Source organism: Qipengyuania marisflavi, assembly GCF_005884405.1.
Lineage (GTDB): Bacteria > Pseudomonadota > Alphaproteobacteria > Sphingomonadales > Sphingomonadaceae > Qipengyuania > Qipengyuania marisflavi.
In genome coordinates this window covers 59844-79727 of the sequence record NZ_VCAO01000002.1, presented here as the reverse complement: position 1 = coordinate 79727, position 19884 = coordinate 59844, and the positions used below count along the sequence as shown (strand labels likewise).

Genomic DNA, 19884 nt, shown 5'->3' with positions numbered 1-19884 from the left:
AGGACTGCCATCATGAAACTTCGCCTGGCCACCACCAGCGCCATTGCCCTCGCCTTTGCGAGCGCGGCCCCCGCCTATGCCGACCACCATGCCGAAATGGGCAAGGTCGCCAGCCTGCAGGAACTGGTCGACGAAGTTGATATTCCTTACGACAAATTCACGCTCGACAATGGCCTCACCGTCATCGTCCATGAAGACCGCAAGGCGCCGCTGGTCGGCGTTTCGGTCTGGTATGACGTCGGTTCCAAGCACGAACCTGCGGGCAAGACCGGCTTTGCGCATCTGTTCGAACATCTGATGTTCAACGGCACCGAAAACGCGCCAGAGGACTGGTTTGAATATATCCAGCAAATGGGCGGCACCGACGTCAACGGCACCACCAATGGCGACCGGACCAATTATTTCCAGACCGTGCCCACCGGCGCGCTGGACCGCGTGCTGATGCTGGAAAGCGACCGCATGGGCCATCTGCTCAACGCGGTGACGCAGGAAAAGCTCGATAACCAGCGCGGCGTTGTGCAGAATGAAAAACGCCAGGGCGACAACCAGCCCTATGGCCTGCTGCGGTACGAAATCTTCGAAAACCTGTTCCCCAAGGGGCACCGCTATCACCACTCGACCATCGGCTCGATGGGCGATCTGGACGCGGCGTCGATGGATGACGTGCAAAGCTGGTTCAAGGATCATTACGGCCCCAACAATGCCGTGCTGGTGCTGGCCGGTGATATCGACACCGCAACCGCCCGCGCCAAGGTGCAGGAATGGTTCGGCGATATTCCCGCCGGGCCGGAAGTAAACCATCCCGCCATGCCGGTCCCGACACTGGCAGCGCCGGTAACCAAGGAAATCACCGATCAGGTCGCCACCACGCGCCTGTACCGGATGTGGACCGTACCCGGCTCGAACTCGCCAGACGCCATTCCGGTCGGTCTGGGCGCGGCTGTGCTCGGCGGGCTGTCCAGCTCGCGTCTTGACAATGCGCTTGTCCGCAAGGATCCGGTTGCAGTCTCGGTGGCCGCGTTCAACTGGACGCTGGAAGATGCCGGTGTCTTTATCGTTCAGGCAGATGTGAAGCCGGGTGTTTCGGTGGACGAAGTGGCCGCCAAGCTCGACGCCCAGATCGCCGATTTCCTGGCCAAAGGCCCCACCGCTGACGAGCTGGAGCGTGCCAAGGTCAGCACCATGGCGGGCGTGATCCGCGGGCTGGAATCGGTTGGCGGCTTTGGCGGCAAAGCGCCGCAGCTGGCCTCCGGCGAATTGTTCATGGGTGATCCCGGCTTTGTCGAAAAGCAGCTGGAACAGATGGCAGCTGCCACGCCTGAACAGGTTACCGCGCTGACCCGCCAGTGGGTGTCGCGTCCGGTTTTCAACCTGATCATCACCCCCGGTGAACGCACCGAAGGCGGCGAAGATCGCGGCGGTGCCGTGCGCGAACCAACGCGGATCGAAGACGTGGCGCAGGCCAATTACTGCCCCGGAGAGGTCTGCGATCTCGACGCCATGGTCACGCTCTCCCACGCCGACCGCAGCACGCTGCCGCCGATGGGCGACCTGACCGGGCTGGACTTCCCCGATATCGAACGCGCTACACTGTCGAACGGGATGGAAGTGTACTTCGCCCGCCGCGACGCCGTGCCGACCGTTTCGGTCATGGTGGAATTCGATGCCGGCCGTGCCGCTGAAACCCGCGCCACACTGGGCACGCAGCGCTTGCTTGTCGGGGTAATGGATGAAGGCACCAAGGATCTCGACTCCACCGCTCTTGCCATCGCGCAGGAACGGCTGGGCGCGAATGTCTCAGGCAGTTTCGACGCCGATTGGACGACCTTTACGCTGTCGGCCCTATCACCCAATCTGGCCCCCTCGCTTGAACTTCTGGCCGATTTCATCCGGCATCCGGGTCTGCGCGATAGCGATATCGAACGGGTGCGCAGCAAGCTGCTCAACAGCCTGAATGCCGAGCTGAAGGACCCCAATTCGATCGCCGCCCGTGCGCTGCAAAAGGCGCTGTTTGGCGATTACCCTTATGGCCTGCCCAGCTCCGGCCTTGGCACTGCCGCCACGCTGGAGGGGCTGAGCCGCGGCGATCTGGAGAAATTCCACGCCACCTGGCTGCGCCCCGACAATGCGCGCATCTATGTGGTGGGCGATACCACGCTGGCAGAATCGGTGCGCCTGCTCGAAGCCAGCTTCGCCGACTGGAAAGCCCCTGCCACGGCCAAACCGGCACGTGGTTATGATCTGGCTCTGCCGCAGAACACGCAGCGGATAATCCTGCTCGACCGGCCCAATTCGCCGCAGTCGATCATCTCCGCAGGCCGCGTGCTCGACTTCAAGGGCACGGACGATCTGGTGCTGGTCAACGCCTCGAACGAGGCATTGGGCGGCGGCTTCCTCGCCCGGATCAACATGAATCTGCGCGAAGACAAGGGCTGGTCCTATGGTGCCGGCACTGGCATCGCTACCGGGCTGGACCGCGTGTCCTATCGCATCAACGCGCCGGTACAGGCTGACCGCACGGGCGATTCCATCGCCGAAATCCGCCGCGAGATCGGCGATTTCGTTACCACCCGCGGCGTGCAGCCCAACGAGCTGGAGCGGATCATCAACGGCAATATGCGCGAGCTGCCGGGTCAGTTCGAAACCGCTAATGATGTGCTGGGCGGCTTGATCAATATCGTGCGCTATGGCCGTCCCGATACCTATTACGAAACGTTGGCTGATCGGTACAAGAACCTGACCGCTGCCGAACTCGACACAATTGGCCGGGCCAATTTCCTTGAACCCAGCCTGGTTTATGTGGTGGTCGGCGATGCAGCGGTGGTTCGCCCGCAGCTGGACACGCTTGGCCTCAAAGTCGAAGTGATGGAGATCGAATAAGGGACCTTATTGACATCACTGTCAGTTATCCCAATGTCCACGAAATCAATTACAGGAGAATATGTATGTCCGCAGCTGGAACCTATGACACCGTCGTCAAGAGCCCGATGGGCGAACAGAAAGGCACCTTCACCGTCGTACCCGGCGATGATGGCTGCTTCACCGGCTCGATGGCCGGCGCGATGGGCTCGATGGACGTCAAAGATGGCAAAATGGACGGCGACAAGCTGACCTGGAAGATGGACATGACGGTCCCCATGCCGATGACGCTCGATTGTGAAGCCACTGTTGAAGGCAATCAGATGACCGGAACGGTCAATGCCGGTGCATTTGGCGCAATGCCGATCACAGGCCAGCGTCAGGACTAATCCTGCGCAGCAATGCAAAAGGGGCGTCGGACTAATCTCCGGCGCCCCTTTTTAGTGACATCAGTTGTTATGCGTCAGCGTTTGAGCCGCGCGCTATCCATCAACACCCGAACACCGCCGATATTGCGGTCGAAATAATACAGCGACGGAGCATCGAAGCTGATCAGATACAGGCGGCTGTCGATGATCGCCGCGCGGACCTCGCCCTTGCGCTCGACATTGTCGCTGCCGGTGTAGCTGAAGGCGAAATGCACGCCGTCATAGCCCGCCAGCCGCGCCGGTTTGACCTCTGTAATCGCAAACAAAGATCCGCCCAGTACGATGTTGGCCGTGTCCTGATACCACTCCACGATATCGGTGGGCAGCATTGCGGGGTCGAATTTGGGCAGCGGCGCGCGCTTGCGATGGGTTTCGCGGAACAGCGGTTTGCCATCCTTGATCCCCATGAAAAAATCGAGATCGTTGAGCTCACGTCCGTCGCGCGTCCACACTTCGGACCGGCTGACGGGGCGGATGGTGGAGCGGTTCCAGTCTTCGGTCGGGGTGACATACATCCGGCCCGCAACCTTGCGCTCCTCGCCCTTCTCGACCAGACGCCAGCCCGCCTGTGCGGGCGTTGTCAGCCCGGCTGCCAGAGCCAGTGCGATGAACAGTTTTCCCAGACGCTTCACGATAGTGTCTCCCCGGCCATCGTTCGCAGCAAGGCGGCATCGGCTGCCTGCGGCCGCAGCGTCAGATAGCTGCGCAGCGCCTCCTGCCCCTCGGGCTTGTTGCCCAGTCTCATCAGCGCCAGCCCCAGCCCGCGCCAGCTTTCAGGCGGTGTATCGCCGGTGGCAATTGCCTGGCGGAAGAAGTCTGCCGCCTGCGCGAAATCGCCTTCCTTGGCGCGCGCGCGGTACAACTCGCCGCGGGCATAGAGCAGATCGCCCGTCCAGCCCGCCGGATCACCACCCGCCAGCGTGGCAAGCAGATATTCGGTCCCGCCAAAATCCTGCAAGGCGATCTGGTCGTCAATCAGCTGCGGCCACCAGTCTCCCAGAGCCGCGCGATATTCAGCGGCGCGAGTCTCCGCGGCGCTGGCATCGGGCACGGCGGCCTCTGCCAGCTGCGCCAGCGTGCCCATCCGGTCAGTGGTGCGCGGATGCGTGGCGAACAGGCCGCCGCGCTTTTTGTTGCTGCGGTGGCGGCGCTCCTTGGCGGTGGCGTCCATTTCAGCGCCCAGCTGCGACCAGACCGCGCTGGCTGCGCGCGGATCGTAACCGGCCTGCGCCAGTTCCTTGATCGATCCGGCATCCGCCTCACGCTCCATATCGCGGCTGAAGGAGAACACACTGCCGATCACAGCAAATTGCGTCGCCATCGCCGCAGCATAGGGCAGCCGGACCGGCGCGACCGACAGCCATGCCATCAGATCGCTCTTCTTGCGCATATTACGGAACAGGCGGAGCGAATGCTGTTTCTCAAAATGGGTGAACTCGTGCCCCAGCACCGCCGCCAACTGCGCTTCATCGCGCATCCTCAGCAGCAGGCCGGAATAGACCAGCATCACGCCATTGGGTGCCATGCTGGCGTTAAACTGCGGGGTGCGCATCAGATAGATCCGCGCCGCTGGGCAGCGATCCTCGCCCACCGTGCGGCACAGCACACCGCGCACATAATCGTTAAGCGCGGGGTCTTCGATCAGGAATTTGGACTGTTTCAGCCGCCGCTCGGCCTCGTCCATTTCGTACCACAGGCCCTTTTCCAGATCGTCCTGCGGTTCATAGCCATGCGCACTGGGCAGCGGCGCGGGGTCAGCCACCTGCTCCACCGCAGCCACGTCCTGCGCGGCGAGCGGGCTGGCGAACAAAGCGCTGGCGGCCAGGGTGATTGCAAATTGCTTCATTGCCCGTCTCCCGCAGCGGTTGGACTGGCAACGACCGGCTCGTCATCAACCGGCCCGTCTGGCGGCAGCGGCGGATCAAAGGTCACGGTCCCCTCTGGCACCACAACACCCTCTGCGCGCACCGGAAATTCCTCCATCAGCTGCGCCACGCGTTTCTGCGCGCCCTCGGCTGTACGGATGTCCCCGCCCATCGACGTGTCGACATTCAGCCAGACCAGATCGCCGGTATCCAGATCGACCAGACCGGCATAACCGATATGCACGCCAGAGGGGACAAAGCCCCCGCCCAGCACCAGCGCCAGACCCTGGATGATCTTGCGCCCGGTCGAACCATAGCTGTCGTAAGTGTAGAAAAAGAGGCCATAATCGCCGCCCAGCGCCTTAAGCCGCGCCGCATCTTCGCCCAGCGTCCAGTCAAACGCATCGCGCTTGGTCGGCAGGCGGTTGCTGCGCACCATCTTGTGATTGAGCACCGAATTGGCGACCGTGCCGAACAGCGCGGTGTAATCCGCCACCAGTTCGCCCATTTCGCCGTCTTCCTGCGTCACCATCACCAGCTGGCTGCCCCGCGCCAGATGCTCCTGCTCCAGCGCCGCCATGATGTGCGCCTTGGCAGTCTGGGTCCATTCGGCATTGGGTTCGTTCATCCCGCCGGTGGTCTGTTCACCCACGTGGACATCGGGCCGGAACACCAGAATCTGCACTGCGCCGGGTTTGAGCTGATAGCCCTCCTTGACCTCGGTACGCTCCAACCCGCCGAACTGCGCATGCGCGGAACCGGCGGGGACGAACAGTAACAATGCGGCGACAATCGCCGTGAGTAATGCCTTCATGGGATGCGACCCTCCACGATCAATGCGGCGGATATATGCCGGCATCGTGCTGAACCGGCGATGAAAATCCATTTGGCCGGTGAACGTGTTGTTGGCGCGCAACAGTGGCGCAAATTAGCAATTGGTATGGGGCCAGATTGGCTAGGAATCATAGACTCGCATAATGCCTTGTCATAGCTGCCGCCAAACAACGGGTGGGTAAAATTATGGGCGGCATTTCTGACGTAACCCGCGCCGCAGCATTGGCGTTGACGGCAATCTTCTTGAATACAGGCGCCGTTGCCCAGGTTGGCGCGGTAAATACCGTGGCTGCTGGTGAAGCCATGGCTGCTGCCGATGAGGCCGCGGTTGCTGCACCGGCAGTTGAACCAGCAATCGTGGCGCAATCCGCCACCTTGCCAGGCTTCACCCCGCTCAAGGTCATGCTCAATGAAGAGCTTTCCAGCCAGACCCACAAGGTCGGTGACCGCTTCAGCGTCACGGTGCTGGAAGATGTGATCGACAACGACACAGTGGTCGTCCCGGCGGGCAGCATCGGCTGGGGCGAGGTCACTTTCGCAACGGCCAAGGGCGGCTTTGGCAAGCCCGGCATCCTGGGCATTTCCTTGCGCACGCTGGAACTGGCCACGGGCGGTGTGCGGCTGGATGGCCGTTACCGCGAAGAAGGCAAGAACAACAATGGCGCAGTGTTCGCCAGCTGGATTGCCGTCGGGGTCTTCTCCGGTTTCATCAAGGGCAAGGCCGGGTTCATCGAACAGGGCCGCGAACTGCGTGCCCGCACAGGTGAGAAAATTGCCTTCATCATTGGCGAGAATGCAGCACCAGTTTTGGCTGCGCAGCCGGAACAACCCATTGCCGAAACAACCGAAATTCTGGCGGACAGCGACAGCGCGGCCGCCCCAGCCAATTCCGAAATTAACGATCTGGACGGAGAACTTTAATGCGTAAATTCACAATGACTGCGGGCGTCACGCTCGCTCTGGGTGTTGCCACTATTGCTGCGGCGCAGGACGCCCAGCCGGAAGCCGTAGCTGTACCGCAGACCGCAACTTGCGAACTGCACGTCTTCCCCACCACTGAAGGTCAGGCGCAGACCACTTCGCTGCTCTCGGGCTTCGGCGTAGTTGGCGCGATTGCCGATGCGGCGGCCAATAAGGACCGCAACATTTCCGAGGCAGAATACCTCAAGGAAGCCCTCGGCCCCCGGCTGCAGGTTGCTGCGCTGGCGGAAATCGATCTGGTTGCCGAGCTGAAAATGCCTGAAGGCACGCAGATCATCTATGAAACCCCGATCGCCGATCGCAAGATCACGACCAAGGTGAAGACCCGCCTAACCGAATCGACTGCTCCTTGCTATGCGGAATTGATCGTCACGCAGAACCTCTACCAGAAGAAGGCGATTTACGGTCGTTCGCTGAACAACCGCTTCATCTTCAAGGATTTCCGTACGGGCAAAACCGAAACCGACATGGTCAAGGGTCGCGGCGGTAATGGCCTGAGCCAGTTCCCGCCCAAGACCACTGACGAGACCGAGGCTGCCGAATCCGATCTGCGCGGTGCCTTCACCAAGAACTTCCTCGAATATTCCAACAAGATCTGATCCCGCTGGCGGGGTGCTGCCGATGGCGGTGCCCCGCTGCGTATTTCTACCCTCCATAAAAACTCGGAGATACCGGTGAACCGTACCCTGGCCATCCTTCTCGCACTGGCCGCACCCGTTGCGGCGAATGCCGGTGATGGCGCGCCTGCCATGCCGGAAACCGAACGCGCGATTGCCAGCCTGCGCCCGGTCGCAGTGACGATCGCGCAAGAGCGGATCGGCACCTCGGTCGATGTCGGCCGGGTGGTCACCGATGGAGCTGGCGGCGGCCTGATCGGGGCGCTGGTGATTGCCGGCATGGACAACAAGCGTTCGGTGATGACGGCCAATGCAGCCGACCGCGCCGATGCGGCGGTTGCGCCGCTGGCTGACGTTCTGATGGATTTCGATGTCGCAGGTCTGGCGCTGGAAACCACGCGCAAGGCCATCGCTGCGCCCGAATGGTTCGCGGCCAGCGAAATCGAACTGGTGCCTGGCGCGGCGTTTAATTCGGTTGCAGATTTTGTCGCTGCCAATCCGGCGCAGCAGGTCGGTCTGGTCAGCTATCGCTATCAGATGTCGCCCGATTTCACGCAATTGCAAATTATCGCCGATCTGTCGGTGGCACACGGGGACAATCTCAAGCGGCTTTACGGCCAGCAGATCGTCAGCAGTGTGCGGCTGGCGAAGCGGTCTTACGAGCCAAGCGAGAATGTGACACGCTGGAGCGCCGAGAATGGCCGCGTGGCCAAGGCTGCGCTCACCGCCGCCTTTGCCCGGCTGGAGACGCTGATCCCTGCCGTTATGGCGCTGACACCCGCACAATTCGACGCCGCGACCGACAAGAAGCGCGAGAGCGCCTTTACCGGCGGTTTCCACGGGCCAGTGCTGATGCGCGATGCGGCAGGGCCAGTGATCTGGTCCAAGGGTGACGGCTTTATCGCAGTGCAGGCCGCGACCGACTAAGCCGCGACGCCGACTGCCCGGCGCGGGTCAGCCCAGCTTGTCTTTCAGCAGCTGGTTGACCACCGCCGGATTGCCCTTGCCCTGCATCGCTTTCATCGTCTGGCCGACGAAGAAGCCGAACAGCTTGTCCTTGCCGCTTTTATACTGCTCCACCTTGTCGGTGTTGCTGGCCAGAACCTCGTCGATCACCGCTTCGATCGCGCCGGTGTCGCTCTGCTGCTTGAGGCCTTCGGTCTCGGCAATTTCGCCCGGTTCGCGGCCGGTTTTCAGGACGATCTCGTAGATCTCCTTGGCCTGCCCGCCGCTGATTTCGCCCGCCGCCTGCATCTTCAGGATCGCTGCCTGCGCAGCGGCAGTGGCGTGGGCGGGATTGGCCTCGTCACCCAGCGCGTTCATCACGCCCGGCGCGACCGAAAGCGACCAGTTGGCGACCTGGGTTGCCACCGCTTCCTCGCCCTTGCCCAGCAGGCCCGCCGTGGCCGCCAGCAGCGTTTCAAAGCGCGCAAAAGTCTCGACCTCGGCAGTCAGTTCGCGCGCATTATACGGCGTCAGGCCCAGCGCATCGGTATAGCGCGCGCGCTTGGCATCGGGCAGCTCGGGCAAGCTGGCCCGGCAAGCGTCGAGGAAGTCCTGCTCCAGCTCCAGCGGAAGCAGGTCCGGATCGGGGAAATAGCGATAGTCATGCGCGTCTTCCTTGGAGCGCATCGAGCGGGTTTCGTTGCGGTCAGGATCGTAAAGCCGCGTTTCCTGCACCACTGTGCCGCCGTCTTCGATCAGCGCGACCTGACGGCGCGCCTCGCCTTCGATCACGGCCATCACGAAGCGGACCGAATTTACGTTCTTGGTCTCGGTGCGGGTGCCCAACTCAGTATCGCCCACCTTGCGGACGCTGACATTGACGTCGGCGCGCATCGATCCCTGCTCCATATTACCGTCGCATGATCCGACATAGCGCAGGATGCTACGCAGCTTGCGGACATAGGCCCCGGCCTCGGCGGGCGAGGTCATATCGGGCTTCGACACGATTTCCATCAGCGCCACACCGCAGCGGTTGAGATCGACATAGGACATGGTCGGATGCTGGTCGTGCATCAGTTTACCAGCGTCCTGCTCGACATGGATCCGCTCGATCCCGATGACCTTATCCTCGGGGATACCCGCCTTGTCATCGGCGTCGATGGTCAGCGATCCCTCGCCTACGATGGGATGGTACAGCTGGCTGATCTGATAACCCTGCGGCAGATCGGCGTAGAAGTAGTTCTTGCGGTCGAACCGGCTGTATTTGTTGATTTGCGCTTCGATGGCCATGCCGGTGCGCACCGCCTGACGGATGCATTCGCGGTTGGGTACCGGCAGCATCCCCGGCATCGCGGCATCGACGAGGCTGACCTGCGTGTTCGGCTCGGCGCCGAAAGTGGTGTCGGCGCCGCTGAACAGCTTGGAATTCGAAGTGACCTGCGCATGGACCTCAAGGCCGATCACGACCTCCCATTCGCCCGTTGCGCCCTGGATACGGTAGTTGCTCATTGCCTCAACCCTTCGTCATTCCGGCGAAGGCCGGAATCCAGCTTTGCCACGTCGCGAAACCGCACTGGACCCCGGCCTTTGCCGGGGTGACGGCAGATTTTGAAGCTGTATCGGCGCTTTCCTTGGTCACCAATTGTTCCTTCTTGCTTCTCTTTCACGCTGCTTCTTCTCAAGGTAGTCCTGTCGCATACGACTGGTTTCTGGATCGTATGTTTGGAACCACCAAACAACGGCAGCAAAGATCAACCCGATGCCACAAAACGCAAAAATGACCGTGTCTTCATCAAAAATGGTCATCAGCCAAACCATCAGAGCAAGGATGGCCAAGCCGGCAAAGGTGAAAACGTAAGTTGTCCATTTGGCCTGAGCGACACTTAGTACGAGAAAAATTGGTCCCACAATTACAAAAACAACTGCAAGAAACCCGATAATCGTCACCACCATTTCTCCGGCTTAGCCGTAAACCCGGCGCGTTCTTCAATCGCCAACCCAGCATTCAGCACACCTTGCTCGTCAAAGGCTTTGCCGACCAATTGCAGGCCCAGCGGCAGACCTTCGCTGGTCACGCCGCAGGGCACTGACATCGCGGGTAGTCCGGCTAGGCTGGCGGGCACTGCGAATACATCGTTCAGATACATTGTCAGCGGATCGTCACTCAGCGAACCCAGCGGGAAGCTGGCGGTGGGCGTGGTCGGTGCGAGGATCGCATCGCACTGCGCCCATGCCTGCGCGAAATCCTGCGCCACCAGCGCGCGGATTTTCTGTGCCTGCGTGTAATAGGCGTCGTAGAAGCCCGCGCTGAGCACATAGGTCCCGATCAGCACGCGGCGCTTTACCTCGTCGCCGAAACCCGCGGCGCGGGTGGCGGCGTACATATCCTGCAGGCCGGAACCCTCTGGCAGATCGCGCAGGCCGTAGCGCACGCCGTCATAGCGCGCCAGATTGCTGGAGGCTTCGGCAGGTGCGATAATGTAATAGGCGGGCAGCGCATATTTGGTGTGCGGCAGGCTGATATCGACAATCTCGGCCCCGGCATCGCGCAACCACGCCTTGCCCTGTTCCCAGCTGTCGAGGATTGCCTGATCGGTGCCCTCCATGCGGTATTCGCGCGGGATGCCGATGCGCTTGCCCTTGAGGTCCGCGTCGAGAGCTGCTTCCCAATCCGGCACGTCCATTTTCAGGCTGGTCGCATCCTTGGGATCGAAGCCCGCCATCGCGCCGAGCATGATCGCGCAATCTTCCACGCTGTGTGCCATCGGTCCGGCCTGATCGAGGCTGGAGGCGAAAGCCACCACTCCCCAACGGCTGCACCGGCCATAGGTCGGCTTGATCCCGCAAATGCCCGCAAAGGCGGCAGGCTGGCGGATCGAACCGCCGGTGTCGGTGCCGGTTGCCGCCGGGGCAATGCGCGCAGAGACAGAGGCCGCGCTCCCGCCTGACGAACCGCCGGGCGACATCGCGGCATTGGTGCCATCCTTGCGCCAGGGCGAGGAGACATTGCCGAAATAGCTGGTCTCGTTGGACGAGCCCATTGCGAACTGGTCGAGATTGAGCTTGCCCAGCATCCCCGCGCCTGCGGCCCAGAGGTTGCTCGACACAGTGCTTTCATACTGCGGGATGAAGCCTTCGAGAATGTGGCTGGCGGCGGTGGTCTGCACGCCCTTGGTGCAGAACAGATCCTTCATGCCAATCGGCACGCCGCCCATCACGCCAAGCGCTTCGCCCTGCGCGCGCCGCTCATCCACTGCATCGGCAGCGGCCAATGCATGGTCGGGAGTGGTGACGATAAAGGCGTTGAGCGCGGCGGCACCGGCAACAGCGGCATTAAACGCCTCGGCCACTTCGCGCGCAGTGAAATCGCCGCCGGACACGCCGTCACGGATGGCTTTGACGCCAAGCTGGGTCAGATCGGACATCATTCAATCACCTTGGGCACGCCGAAAAATCCATGCTCGGCAGCGGGCGCATTGGCCAGCACATCCTCGCGCCGTCCGCCTGCGGTCAGTGGGTCGGCATCGACCACATCGTCGCGCAGTCGCAGCGTGTTGGCGATGACCGCAGTCATCGGCTCGACACCGCTGGTGTCGACCTCGCCCAATTGCTCGACCCAGCCGAGGATATTGTTGAGTTCAGGGACCATGCGCTCCAACGCGGCATCGTCCATGCGAATCCGCGCGAGCGAGGCGATTTTCGCCACATCTGCTTTATTGACCGACATGGCACGCGCGTTAGCTGGGCTGGCGCACCGCTTCAAGCACGCTTTCGCCGCATCGCACCATCATTCGAAGGGGTCACCCAGCGGTTTGCCGTCGACATAGATCTGGCGACCGTTCCATTCGCGGATTTCGACCTTGGAATCGGTGGTGAGCGGCTGGTCTGCGCGGACAGGCCGATCAATCTCTCGCGTTTGGGTGATGTTGTCTGCGCTGTCGATTTTTGCGGCCGGATCGATGGTCTGGAAAGACACACCGCGTTCCTGCACGAACACAATGCGCCGACCGCCCTCTTCCGCCGCGCCAATATCCAGAGCGAAACAAGCGTCGTTGCAGAGATATCCATTCGCGCGGACATAGGATCGCACTGCGTCTTGCAACGTGGCGTCGTCAAACTGGATGCGGAGATTCTCGATCCGGTCGGCGCGGGTATCTGCGGCTTCGGCGCGGTATCTCCTGTATTCGCTCTTGGTCGAATCGGTCGCCAGTTCCGCGATTTTCGCATTGTCACTGTTGGTCAGCTTCGCCAGCGCCGCGCGGCCTGCATCGCCGAAGTCCCAGCGTAGGGCGTCGAAATCGAAATCCTCCACCGAAACTGCGCCTGATTGCAGCCGCGCCAGCTGGTCGCGCGTGGAGATCGCGCCGAAATCGAGGATCGGCATCGCCAGCAGGAATGCAATCACGCAGGTTCCGACTGCCAGATGCAGATTTGCCCGCCGCACCAGATCGCGCCAGCCTTCACGCCGTCCGCGCAGCGCGGCGACGAAATAGCCCGCCCCATAGGCCACAGCGACCGCAATCGCGATCAACGCCCACAGCCGCTCGGGGCTCAGCCCGTGTTGCGAAATGCGTGTGCCCATCGACACCGCGGCGAGCAGCGCCAGCGGCAGGATGCCCAGCGCCAGCACAAATGCGGCGATACGCAGCACGCGCGAATTGCTGGCCTCGGCATCGCTGTCACGCACCACGGCATTGACCAGCACGAACGCGCCCACCGCGCAGGACAGCAGTAGCGGCGTGGCGCGCTGCGTTGCGGCCCACAACACATCCAGTCCGCTGAACACCACCGCCAACAGGAACAGCGCCAGCGCCGCTGCCAGCGGCACTGCCATTAATGAAAACACCAGAAAGACCACCGATTGCAGCGTGCCGATAATTTTCAGCTGGTTGCGCAGCACACCCAGAGCCGCGCCAAAGGCCGCACCGCTGAACATCCAGCCAAACCAGCCCTCGCGCACCAGATCGCGCAGCAGTTCGATCTTGATTGCGGAAAACAGTTCGGCCAGCAGAAACAGCAGCAGCCACGACAGGCCGGTAAAGGCCATCGCGCCCGCCGCGCTGATCGCGTCGGTCCAGACGTGGAAATGGGTTTGACGGTATGATGTGTTCCAGCGCAGCCGGTGGAACCCGGCCTGAAACAGCGGCAGCGCCAGCCCGATCGCCAACACGCCGGCGGCGAACCAGAATTGTTCGTCCGCATAATGGTCCTGCGCGCGGGCCACGCGCCAGGCGATGCCCGCCATGACCAGTCCGACCAGCGCCGCGAGCACCGCCGGCGCTTGCCAGTCATTGCGGTCAATGGTGAAGGCCGCGGCGAGCGGGCCAAAGAACACCAGCGCGGTCAGCGCCGCGCGCCATGCCTCCAGATCCTGCGCGTAATCGCGTGTGTGGCTGGCGAAATGCACCAGCAATCCGGCGACACCCAGCAGCGCGGCCAGCGGCCATGGCCGCAGCGGCCAATCGACAATCGTGGGAAAATCGGGGGTCGCGGCGGCGGCTGACGTCATGCGAACTCCCCGTTCCGTTACTGGCGGCGATTATTCCGCTGGCGGTGATGGCGGGCCAAGCGGGCCGTCGGCGCCCTGTCCCGGTCCCTGGCCCGGTCCCGCGCCTTGACCCTGCTGGGCCTGCATCATCTGCTGCAACGCGGCGGCGCGGCGCTGGAAATCTTCGCGGCCCATAAATTCGTTCAGCTCGATCTCGAACAGCAGGTCCGAATTTGGCGGAATGGGCGAACCTTCCGGCGGTTCAGCACCGTAAGCCTGATCAGCGGGGATGGTCAGCGTGTATTTGCCGCCCTTCTCCATCTGTTGCAGCCCTTCAAGGAAGCCCGGAATAATCGCGCCTTCTTCCATCAGCAGCGGATTGCCATCGGGAAACAGGCCCGGCGGGATCGGCAGCGGCTGCGAGCGGTCAAATTCAGCGCCATCGGCCAATTTGCCGACATAGGATACGAACACCACGTCGCCCATCTGCGGCGAACCACCAGTGCCCGCACGGATTGTTTCAACTTCGACCCCGCGCGGCCCGCCTTGCCACGCCGCAAAGGCGAGACCCGCACCGATCAGGACTGCGATCAGTACACCCAGCCACAGCTTGGTCAGAGAGCCTTTGGCAACAGGTTGCAGGGGAACACGGGTAATCTCGGTCATCTGGGGAATCCTGAAGGCTGGCGCCGCAATGCAAGAGGGCGCGGAAACAAGTCCGCGCCCTCTTGGCTTAGCTTGGCTTGGCCCGCAAGCGCTTTGCTTGCGAGGCGGGTTCGCTATTTACGACCCGTCGCGCTCCAGGCGCTTACGCTCCAGCTTGCGGGCGCGGCGCACGGCAGCTGCCTTCTCGCGGGCGCGCTTCTCGCTCGGCTTCTCGAAGTGGCGACGCAGCTTCATTTCGCGATACACACCCTCACGCTGCAGCTTCTTCTTGAGCGCGCGCAGGGCCTGGTCGACGTTGTTATCGCGAACGATGATCTGCATAAATTCCAACACCTCACAAAACGGGCGAAAGCCCGCGCCAGCGGGTCTGCCTTGAATAAATAATGGGTTCGTCTGATAAACGAAAAACGCGCCGAATCCGTTCCGGACCGGCTCGCACAGGGCGCACCTACGGATTCGGGGCGCGAATTGCAAGCACTTCTGCCGCGTTCGTTGGCCGCTTCCCTCGCCCCGCCCAAATCGCTAGAGGTGCCGCGATGCAATCGCTGTCTCCCCTTGTCGCCTCGCTCCATGTCGCCATTGGCGGCGCGGCTGGCGCCGTCCTGCGTTATCAGTCGGGCCGCGCGCTGACCGCATGGCTTGGCCCGCAGGCGGTGACGATGTTTCCCTGGGCCACGCTGGCCGTTAATGCGCTGGGCAGCCTGTTGATGGGCATTCTGGCCGGTTATCTGTTCCGCCACGGCACTGCCGAGAGTGAGCAATTGCGCCTGTTACTGGGGGTCGGCCTGCTGGGCGGCTTCACCACTTTTTCCGCATTCAGCCTGGAGATGGTCATGATGATCGAGCGCGGCCAATACACTTTCGCCGCGCTTTATGCGGTGCTGTCCTTTGCACTGGGCATCAGCGCGCTGCTGTTCGGGCTGACCGTGATGCGGGTGACGGCATGACCGCTTCCGACAATGTACGCCAGTTTATCGTCGGCGAAGATGATGACGGCGTGCGGCTGGACCGCTGGTTCAAACGCCATCTGCCGCAGGTCGGCTTCGGCACCGTGTCGCGCTGGGCACGCACCGGGCAGATCCGCGTCGATGGCAAACGCAGCAAACCTGAGGACCGGCTGGTCACCGGCCAGCAAATCCGCGTCCCGCCCGGCGGCGAGACTGCGCAGCGCAAACCCAAGGAAAAACGCCCGCTCACGCCTGATCAGATCGAGCAGGCCAAGGGCATGGTGATCGCCGAAACCGATGCCGCGCTGGTGCTGGACAAGCCTCCCGGCCTCGCCACGCAGGGCGGTACCGGCACCTTCAGCCATGTTGATGGCCTGCTGGACGCCTTTGCGCCCGGCGATGACGATATTCGCCCGCGGCTGGTCCACCGGCTGGACAAGGACACCAGCGGCGTGTTGCTGATTGCCAAGACGCCGGGCAGCGCGGCGTTTTTCTCCAAACGCTTTGCCGGACGCAGCGCCAAGAAGGTTTACTGGGCGCTGGTGGTCGGCGTGCCCGACATCCGCGAAGGCACGATCGACGCTTCGCTGGCCAAACAGCCGGGCACCGGCGGCGAGAAAATGCATGTCGACGAGGAAGAGGGCCAGCCTGCCAAGACCAAATACCGTGTCGTCGACAGCGCGGGCAACAAGGCCGCATGGCTTGAACTGGAACCGCTGACCGGGCGCACCCACCAATTGCGCGTGCATTGCGCGGCGATGGGGCATCCGATTGTGGGTGACGGAAAATATGGCGGCAAGGAAGCGTTCCTGACCGGTTCGCTCAGCCGCAAGATGCATCTCCACGCGCGGCGGCTGATCATTGGCGCACCGGGCGGCGGCAAGATCGATGCCACGGCCGAACTGCCCGAACATTTCGCCGCTAGCATGGCGCAGCTGGGCTTCGATCAGGGGTTGAGCGATGCCCAGCCGCTCAACGATTCTCCGCCCGAACGCACGCGTGAGGAAAAGAAGCAGGCCGCCCGCCAGCACGCCAAGCAATATCGCAAGGCGCGCAAGGGCGAACGTCGCGGACGGCGCGATGCCAGTGATGGTGCCAAAACCAAACCGCCATCCAATTCCAGGGCCAAGCCCAAGCCGAAGGACAAGCGCTGATGAGCCGTCTGGTCGTGTTCGACTGCGACGGCACGCTGGTCGATGGGCAGGCGGCGATTTGCGAGACGATGGAAGAGGCGTTCGCCGCTGCGGGCCTGCCCCAGCCAGATCGCAACACCGTGCGCCGGATGGTCGGGCTGAGCCTTCCGCAGGCGCTGCGGATGCTGGCGCCCGATGCCAGCGCCGACCAGCACGCCCGCGCGCTGGATGCTTACAAGAGCGGCTATTCAGGCCGCCGCACCTCTGGTCGGCTGGAAGAACCGCTGTTCGATGGCATTGCCGCGCTGATCGAGCGGCTGGATGATGCCGGCTGGCTGCTGGGCGTGGCCACCGGCAAAAGCGATCGCGGGCTGGAGGCGTGTCTGACCACTCACGGCATCCGCGACAAATTCGTAACCCTGCAAACCGCTGACCGGCATCCCAGCAAACCGCACCCCGCCATGCTGGAGGCTGCACTGGCCGAGGCCGGAGTGGCGGTGAGCGACGCAGTGATGATCGGTGACACCAGTTTCGACACCGAAATGGCGCGCAGCGCGGGTGTGCGGGCAATCGGCGTGGCATGGGGCTATCACAAACCGGGCGAATTGCTCGCCACCGGAGCCTGCGCAGTGGCACAGGCGCCCGGCGACTTATGGGAATTGATCAATGGCTGAGCCTGATCTGGCGATGAAACGGTTCTGGTTGCTTCAGGCATTGCGCCTTAGCGGGGCGGCCATGGTGGTGATCGGCGCGATGATTATCGCCGGGCGGCTGGACCAGCCGCGCGCGCTTGGCACGATGCTGTTAGTGTTGGGCGCGACAGGCTTTTTCGTGATCCCGATCATGCTGGCCAAAAGTTGGAAAAACCCGCGTCAATGAAGCGCTTCTATCGCGATGTAACAGTGGCTGAAACAGCGGGCGCGTATGAAGTCCGGCTGGACGGCAAGCCGCTCAAGACTCAGCGCGGTGCGGCGCAGAGTGTGCCGACAGCCGGCCTGGCCGAACTGCTGGCCGCCGAATGGGAGCAGCAGGGGGAGCAGCTCGACCCTGCCGCCTTTACTTTCCGCGATATGGCCGATTACGCCTTGGATGTGGTCGCGCCCGATCCGGCGGCGGTGGCCGACAAGCTGCTCGCCTTCGCCGAGACCGATACGCTGTGTTACCGCGCCGATCCGGACGAGCCATTCTATCGCCGTCAGCACGCAGTGTGGGAGCCGATTGTCACCGCCTGCGAAGCACGCGAAAACATTGCATTGGTGCGTGTCAGCGGGGTGGTTCACCGCCCGCAGGCTGAGGCCACTTTGGCGGCTTTGCGCGCACGGCTGGCGGCGCTCGACCCGTTCACTCTGGCTGCTTTCGACCAGCTGACCGCGCTCAGCGCCTCACTGGTGGTTGGTCTGGCCGCGCTGGAACCGTATGCCGATGGCAAGGCGCTGTGGGACGCTGCCAATCTGGAAGAAATCTGGCAGGCCGAACAATGGGGCAAAGATGCCGAGGCCGCTGAACGTACTGCGCGGCGTGAGGCGGATTTTCTGGCAGCGATGCAATTTGCCGCCGCAGTGCGCAGCTAACTCAGCCGACCCAGTCGGCGATCTGGCCAGCAACTTCGTTCGCGGCCTGATTCAGTGCCGGTCCAACCGATGCCACATCGGCAGAAACGCCCGAGACGCGCGCTTCAAACCGGCGCGTGTTCACGGCCGAACCTTCGCCATTGCGAACCGCATCGAATACCAGCACTACCGACGATGTCGGCACGTCATAGCCGAACTGGCGCAAGGTGCCTTGCAGCCGGTCGGTTGCCAATACGCCGGGATCATCGCCATCGATGACAACGCGGCCAGAACGGCTGCGGATAGTTTCGGCAATCAGGCGGCGGAACAGACGGGCGGGCTTTTCCACCCATACCGCGTCCTTGAGATAGGCCAGTTCGGTGTCGGACATCTGCACCGGCACTCGCGTGACATCGACAGAGGACGGCGCGTCAAATTCCACCATCGCCAGCGCATTGCTCTGACTACCGGCGGTGTTTCCCGCCGGGGCCATTGCGGTCGGGGTCAGCGTCAGCAGGCTCTCGGGCACTTTACCGCCCAGACTCAGGCAGCCGCCAAGCAGCAGCGCCGGGGCCAGTGCGGCCATTTTGAACAGGGTGGTCATGGCTCGGGCTTCCCTCACATCACGGCTCGTAATCGGGCAGCGGCTGGCTGCTCAGCAATGCGCCCGCGCCGCCTTCGTCGATCTTCTCGGTCACCTGCCGCAGCGCCTTGCTGGTGGCGCGCAGGTCTTTCAGCGTGGCTTCGGCAGCGGGCAGCGTGCTTTCGGTCAGCTGCTTGGTCGCAGGCGCAGCTTCGGCCAAAGTCTGCTCCAGCTGCCGCGCCGCGCCATTGGCGGCTTTCAGCGTACCGCGCAATTCGTTCGCCAGCTGCGCGCCCTCTTGATTGAGCAGCTTGTCAGTCGAGTTCGTAACCTGCGTGAACCCGTCCAAAGCGCCGCTCGCCTCTCGCAGGGTAACCTGCAATTCGGCCAGCGTGCGTTCCATTTGCGGGGCCGCCTTGGCAAAGCCCGCGCTCGCTTCATTGGCATTGCCCAGAATGCCTTGAATTTCGTCCTGATTCTTGTCCGACAACAACATCGTCAACCGCTCGGTCAGCGTCGCCAGCCGTTCCAGCAGCAGCGGGGCGTTGGCGAGGATTTCGTTAAAGCCGCCCGCTGCCGGCGGAATGATCGGTGCGCCTTCGGTGCAGGCGGTGGTTTCACAGGTGATTTCGCGGGCACCGCTGCGCGCGCCGTCGAGCATGATCGCCGAAACGCCGGTAAAGCTGCCCTGAATGGTGGCGGTGGTGCCGACCAGGATCGGCACATCTTCCTTCACCTTGATCCGCACGCGGACGAATTCGGGGTCCTTGTCCCACAGCACAATCTGGTCGACCTGTCCGACGGGAACACCCGCGAAGGACACCTGACTACCATTGGCAAGCCCGGCCACCGACGTTTTGAAGAAGATGTCATATTCCTTTTGCTCACCCGTCCCCAGCCGCGCCAGCCAGACGATGAACAGCGCAAGGGCGCCCAGGATCAACAATGTGACCGCGCCTACCCAAACGTGATTTGCCCGCGTTTCCAT

General features: G+C 62.6%; 23 protein-coding genes. 10 read left to right on the top strand and 13 right to left on the bottom strand.

From position 1 onward, the window contains the following. The first annotated feature begins 12 nt into the window (after positions 1–12). Entirely contained in the window at positions 13–2880 is a 2868-nt protein-coding gene (locus FEV51_RS04905) for a M16 family metallopeptidase (RefSeq protein ID WP_171033046.1), read from the top strand. 65 nt (positions 2881–2945) lie between these two features. Next, positions 2946–3248, top strand: a complete 303-nt coding sequence (locus FEV51_RS04900) for a hypothetical protein (protein WP_138616552.1) — start codon at positions 2946–2948, stop codon at positions 3246–3248. A gap of 74 nt (positions 3249–3322) precedes the next feature. On the opposite strand, the gene FEV51_RS04895 is transcribed toward FEV51_RS04900, so the two are convergent. Genes FEV51_RS04895 through FEV51_RS04885 form a run of 3 tightly spaced genes read right to left on the bottom strand, consistent with a single transcriptional unit; the run spans position 3323 to position 5966 of the window. Continuing rightward, on the bottom strand, positions 3323–3919 hold the full coding sequence (locus FEV51_RS04895; RefSeq protein ID WP_138616550.1) for a hypothetical protein: 597 nt from the start codon (positions 3917–3919) through the stop codon (positions 3323–3325). Next, a complete protein-coding gene (locus FEV51_RS04890; RefSeq protein WP_138616548.1) occupies positions 3916–5133 on the bottom strand; it encodes a M48 family metallopeptidase in 1218 nt (405 codons plus the stop codon). Before FEV51_RS04890 ends, FEV51_RS04895 begins: the two co-directional genes overlap by 4 nt. Beyond that, the gene (locus tag FEV51_RS04885; protein ID WP_187695307.1) at positions 5130–5966 is read right to left on the bottom strand and encodes a hypothetical protein; all 837 of its coding nucleotides are present in this window, start codon (positions 5964–5966) and stop codon (positions 5130–5132) included. The genes FEV51_RS04890 and FEV51_RS04885 overlap by 4 nt, the downstream gene beginning before the upstream one ends. A 206-nt stretch (positions 5967–6172) precedes the next feature. Between FEV51_RS04885 and FEV51_RS04880 the strand changes: the two genes are divergently transcribed. From FEV51_RS04880 to FEV51_RS04870, 3 genes are all read left to right on the top strand, one after another. Next, positions 6173–6907: a hypothetical protein gene (locus tag FEV51_RS04880; protein ID WP_138616546.1), complete on the top strand. Its 735-nt coding sequence runs from the start codon at positions 6173–6175 to the stop codon at positions 6905–6907. Continuing rightward, positions 6907–7566 (top strand): hypothetical protein, encoded by a 660-nt coding sequence (locus FEV51_RS04875; RefSeq protein ID WP_138616544.1) that lies wholly within the window; start codon positions 6907–6909, stop codon positions 7564–7566. Before FEV51_RS04880 ends, FEV51_RS04875 begins: the two co-directional genes overlap by 1 nt. Positions 7567–7641: 75 nt before the next feature. Further along, a complete protein-coding gene (locus tag FEV51_RS04870) occupies positions 7642–8511 on the top strand; it encodes a hypothetical protein (protein WP_138616542.1) in 870 nt (289 codons plus the stop codon). Between the two features lie 27 nt (positions 8512–8538). On the opposite strand, the gene gatB is transcribed toward FEV51_RS04870, so the two are convergent. The 8 genes from gatB to rpsU form a co-directional block, all read right to left on the bottom strand. Then, positions 8539–10038, bottom strand: a complete 1500-nt coding sequence (gene gatB / locus FEV51_RS04865) for an Asp-tRNA(Asn)/Glu-tRNA(Gln) amidotransferase subunit GatB (protein ID WP_138616540.1) — start codon at positions 10036–10038, stop codon at positions 8539–8541. 4 nt (positions 10039–10042) lie between these two features. Next, a complete protein-coding gene (locus FEV51_RS13400) occupies positions 10043–10168 on the bottom strand; it encodes a hypothetical protein (protein WP_281281596.1) in 126 nt (41 codons plus the stop codon). Next, positions 10165–10476 (bottom strand): hypothetical protein, encoded by a 312-nt coding sequence (locus tag FEV51_RS04860; RefSeq protein WP_138616538.1) that lies wholly within the window; start codon positions 10474–10476, stop codon positions 10165–10167. Before FEV51_RS04860 ends, FEV51_RS13400 begins: the two co-directional genes overlap by 4 nt. After that, positions 10473–11954: an Asp-tRNA(Asn)/Glu-tRNA(Gln) amidotransferase subunit GatA gene (gatA, locus tag FEV51_RS04855; protein WP_138617238.1), complete on the bottom strand. Its 1482-nt coding sequence runs from the start codon at positions 11952–11954 to the stop codon at positions 10473–10475. Before gatA ends, FEV51_RS04860 begins: the two co-directional genes overlap by 4 nt. After that, entirely contained in the window at positions 11954–12256 is a 303-nt protein-coding gene (gatC, locus tag FEV51_RS04850) for an Asp-tRNA(Asn)/Glu-tRNA(Gln) amidotransferase subunit GatC (protein WP_138616536.1), read from the bottom strand. Before gatC ends, gatA begins: the two co-directional genes overlap by 1 nt. Before the next feature lie 60 nt (positions 12257–12316). After that, the gene (locus tag FEV51_RS04845; RefSeq protein WP_138616534.1) at positions 12317–14038 is read right to left on the bottom strand and encodes a DUF4153 domain-containing protein; all 1722 of its coding nucleotides are present in this window, start codon (positions 14036–14038) and stop codon (positions 12317–12319) included. Positions 14039–14068: 30 nt separating this feature from the next. Next, complete coding sequence (locus tag FEV51_RS04840; RefSeq protein ID WP_138616532.1) at positions 14069–14683, bottom strand: FKBP-type peptidyl-prolyl cis-trans isomerase; 615 nt, start codon at positions 14681–14683, stop codon at positions 14069–14071. A gap of 117 nt (positions 14684–14800) precedes the next feature. Then, positions 14801–15004, bottom strand: a complete 204-nt coding sequence (gene rpsU, locus FEV51_RS04835; RefSeq protein WP_138616530.1) for a 30S ribosomal protein S21 — start codon at positions 15002–15004, stop codon at positions 14801–14803. 215 nt (positions 15005–15219) lie between these two features. Between rpsU and crcB the strand changes: the two genes are divergently transcribed. The 5 genes from crcB to FEV51_RS04810 are packed head-to-tail and all read left to right on the top strand — an operon-like array spanning position 15220 to position 18334. Next, positions 15220–15630: a fluoride efflux transporter CrcB gene (gene crcB / locus FEV51_RS04830; RefSeq protein WP_138616528.1), complete on the top strand. Its 411-nt coding sequence runs from the start codon at positions 15220–15222 to the stop codon at positions 15628–15630. Then, a complete protein-coding gene (locus FEV51_RS04825) occupies positions 15627–16784 on the top strand; it encodes an RluA family pseudouridine synthase (protein WP_138616526.1) in 1158 nt (385 codons plus the stop codon). The genes crcB and FEV51_RS04825 overlap by 4 nt, the downstream gene beginning before the upstream one ends. Then, complete coding sequence (locus FEV51_RS04820) at positions 16784–17437, top strand: HAD-IA family hydrolase (protein ID WP_138616524.1); 654 nt, start codon at positions 16784–16786, stop codon at positions 17435–17437. Before FEV51_RS04825 ends, FEV51_RS04820 begins: the two co-directional genes overlap by 1 nt. Then, positions 17430–17642 carry a hypothetical protein gene (locus FEV51_RS04815; RefSeq protein ID WP_138616522.1) on the top strand — a complete coding sequence of 71 codons (213 nt, stop codon included), beginning with the start codon at positions 17430–17432 and terminating at the stop codon, positions 17640–17642. Before FEV51_RS04820 ends, FEV51_RS04815 begins: the two co-directional genes overlap by 8 nt. After that, positions 17639–18334, top strand: a complete 696-nt coding sequence (locus FEV51_RS04810) for an ATP12 family chaperone protein (protein WP_138616520.1) — start codon at positions 17639–17641, stop codon at positions 18332–18334. Before FEV51_RS04815 ends, FEV51_RS04810 begins: the two co-directional genes overlap by 4 nt. 1 nt (position 18335) lies before the next feature. Here FEV51_RS04810 and FEV51_RS04805 read toward each other — a convergent pair whose 3' ends face one another. Further along, the gene (locus tag FEV51_RS04805) at positions 18336–18917 is read right to left on the bottom strand and encodes an ABC-type transport auxiliary lipoprotein family protein (RefSeq protein ID WP_138616518.1); all 582 of its coding nucleotides are present in this window, start codon (positions 18915–18917) and stop codon (positions 18336–18338) included. A gap of 19 nt (positions 18918–18936) precedes the next feature. Next, entirely contained in the window at positions 18937–19884 is a 948-nt protein-coding gene (locus tag FEV51_RS04800) for an MlaD family protein (RefSeq protein ID WP_138616516.1), read from the bottom strand.

What these genes read in the sequence shown, in the direction of transcription:
- gatB (WP_138616540.1), bottom strand. Translation starts at nt 10,038, where the DNA reads ATGAGCAACTACCGTATCCAGGGCGCAACGGGCGAATGGGAGGTCGTG.
- FEV51_RS04890 (WP_138616548.1), bottom strand. Translation starts at nt 5,133, where the DNA reads ATGAAGCAATTTGCAATCACCCTGGCCGCCAGCGCTTTGTTCGCCAGC.
- FEV51_RS04825 (WP_138616526.1), top strand. Translation starts at nt 15,627, where the DNA reads ATGACCGCTTCCGACAATGTACGCCAGTTTATCGTCGGCGAAGATGAT.
- FEV51_RS04820 (WP_138616524.1), top strand. Translation starts at nt 16,784, where the DNA reads ATGAGCCGTCTGGTCGTGTTCGACTGCGACGGCACGCTGGTCGATGGG.
- FEV51_RS04905 (WP_171033046.1), top strand. Translation starts at nt 13, where the DNA reads ATGAAACTTCGCCTGGCCACCACCAGCGCCATTGCCCTCGCCTTTGCG.
- FEV51_RS04880 (WP_138616546.1), top strand. Translation starts at nt 6,173, where the DNA reads ATGGGCGGCATTTCTGACGTAACCCGCGCCGCAGCATTGGCGTTGACG.
- rpsU (WP_138616530.1), bottom strand. Translation starts at nt 15,004, where the DNA reads ATGCAGATCATCGTTCGCGATAACAACGTCGACCAGGCCCTGCGCGCG.
- FEV51_RS04875 (WP_138616544.1), top strand. Translation starts at nt 6,907, where the DNA reads ATGCGTAAATTCACAATGACTGCGGGCGTCACGCTCGCTCTGGGTGTT.
- FEV51_RS04840 (WP_138616532.1), bottom strand. Translation starts at nt 14,683, where the DNA reads ATGACCGAGATTACCCGTGTTCCCCTGCAACCTGTTGCCAAAGGCTCT.
- gatC (WP_138616536.1), bottom strand. Translation starts at nt 12,256, where the DNA reads ATGTCGGTCAATAAAGCAGATGTGGCGAAAATCGCCTCGCTCGCGCGG.
- crcB (WP_138616528.1), top strand. Translation starts at nt 15,220, where the DNA reads ATGCAATCGCTGTCTCCCCTTGTCGCCTCGCTCCATGTCGCCATTGGC.
- FEV51_RS04845 (WP_138616534.1), bottom strand. Translation starts at nt 14,038, where the DNA reads ATGACGTCAGCCGCCGCCGCGACCCCCGATTTTCCCACGATTGTCGAT.
- gatA (WP_138617238.1), bottom strand. Translation starts at nt 11,954, where the DNA reads ATGTCCGATCTGACCCAGCTTGGCGTCAAAGCCATCCGTGACGGCGTG.
- FEV51_RS04815 (WP_138616522.1), top strand. Translation starts at nt 17,430, where the DNA reads ATGGCTGAGCCTGATCTGGCGATGAAACGGTTCTGGTTGCTTCAGGCA.
- FEV51_RS04900 (WP_138616552.1), top strand. Translation starts at nt 2,946, where the DNA reads ATGTCCGCAGCTGGAACCTATGACACCGTCGTCAAGAGCCCGATGGGC.
- FEV51_RS04885 (WP_187695307.1), bottom strand. Translation starts at nt 5,966, where the DNA reads ATGAAGGCATTACTCACGGCGATTGTCGCCGCATTGTTACTGTTCGTC.
- FEV51_RS04810 (WP_138616520.1), top strand. Translation starts at nt 17,639, where the DNA reads ATGAAGCGCTTCTATCGCGATGTAACAGTGGCTGAAACAGCGGGCGCG.
- FEV51_RS04800 (WP_138616516.1), bottom strand. Translation starts at nt 19,884, where the DNA reads ATGGAAACGCGGGCAAATCACGTTTGGGTAGGCGCGGTCACATTGTTG.
- FEV51_RS04805 (WP_138616518.1), bottom strand. Translation starts at nt 18,917, where the DNA reads ATGACCACCCTGTTCAAAATGGCCGCACTGGCCCCGGCGCTGCTGCTT.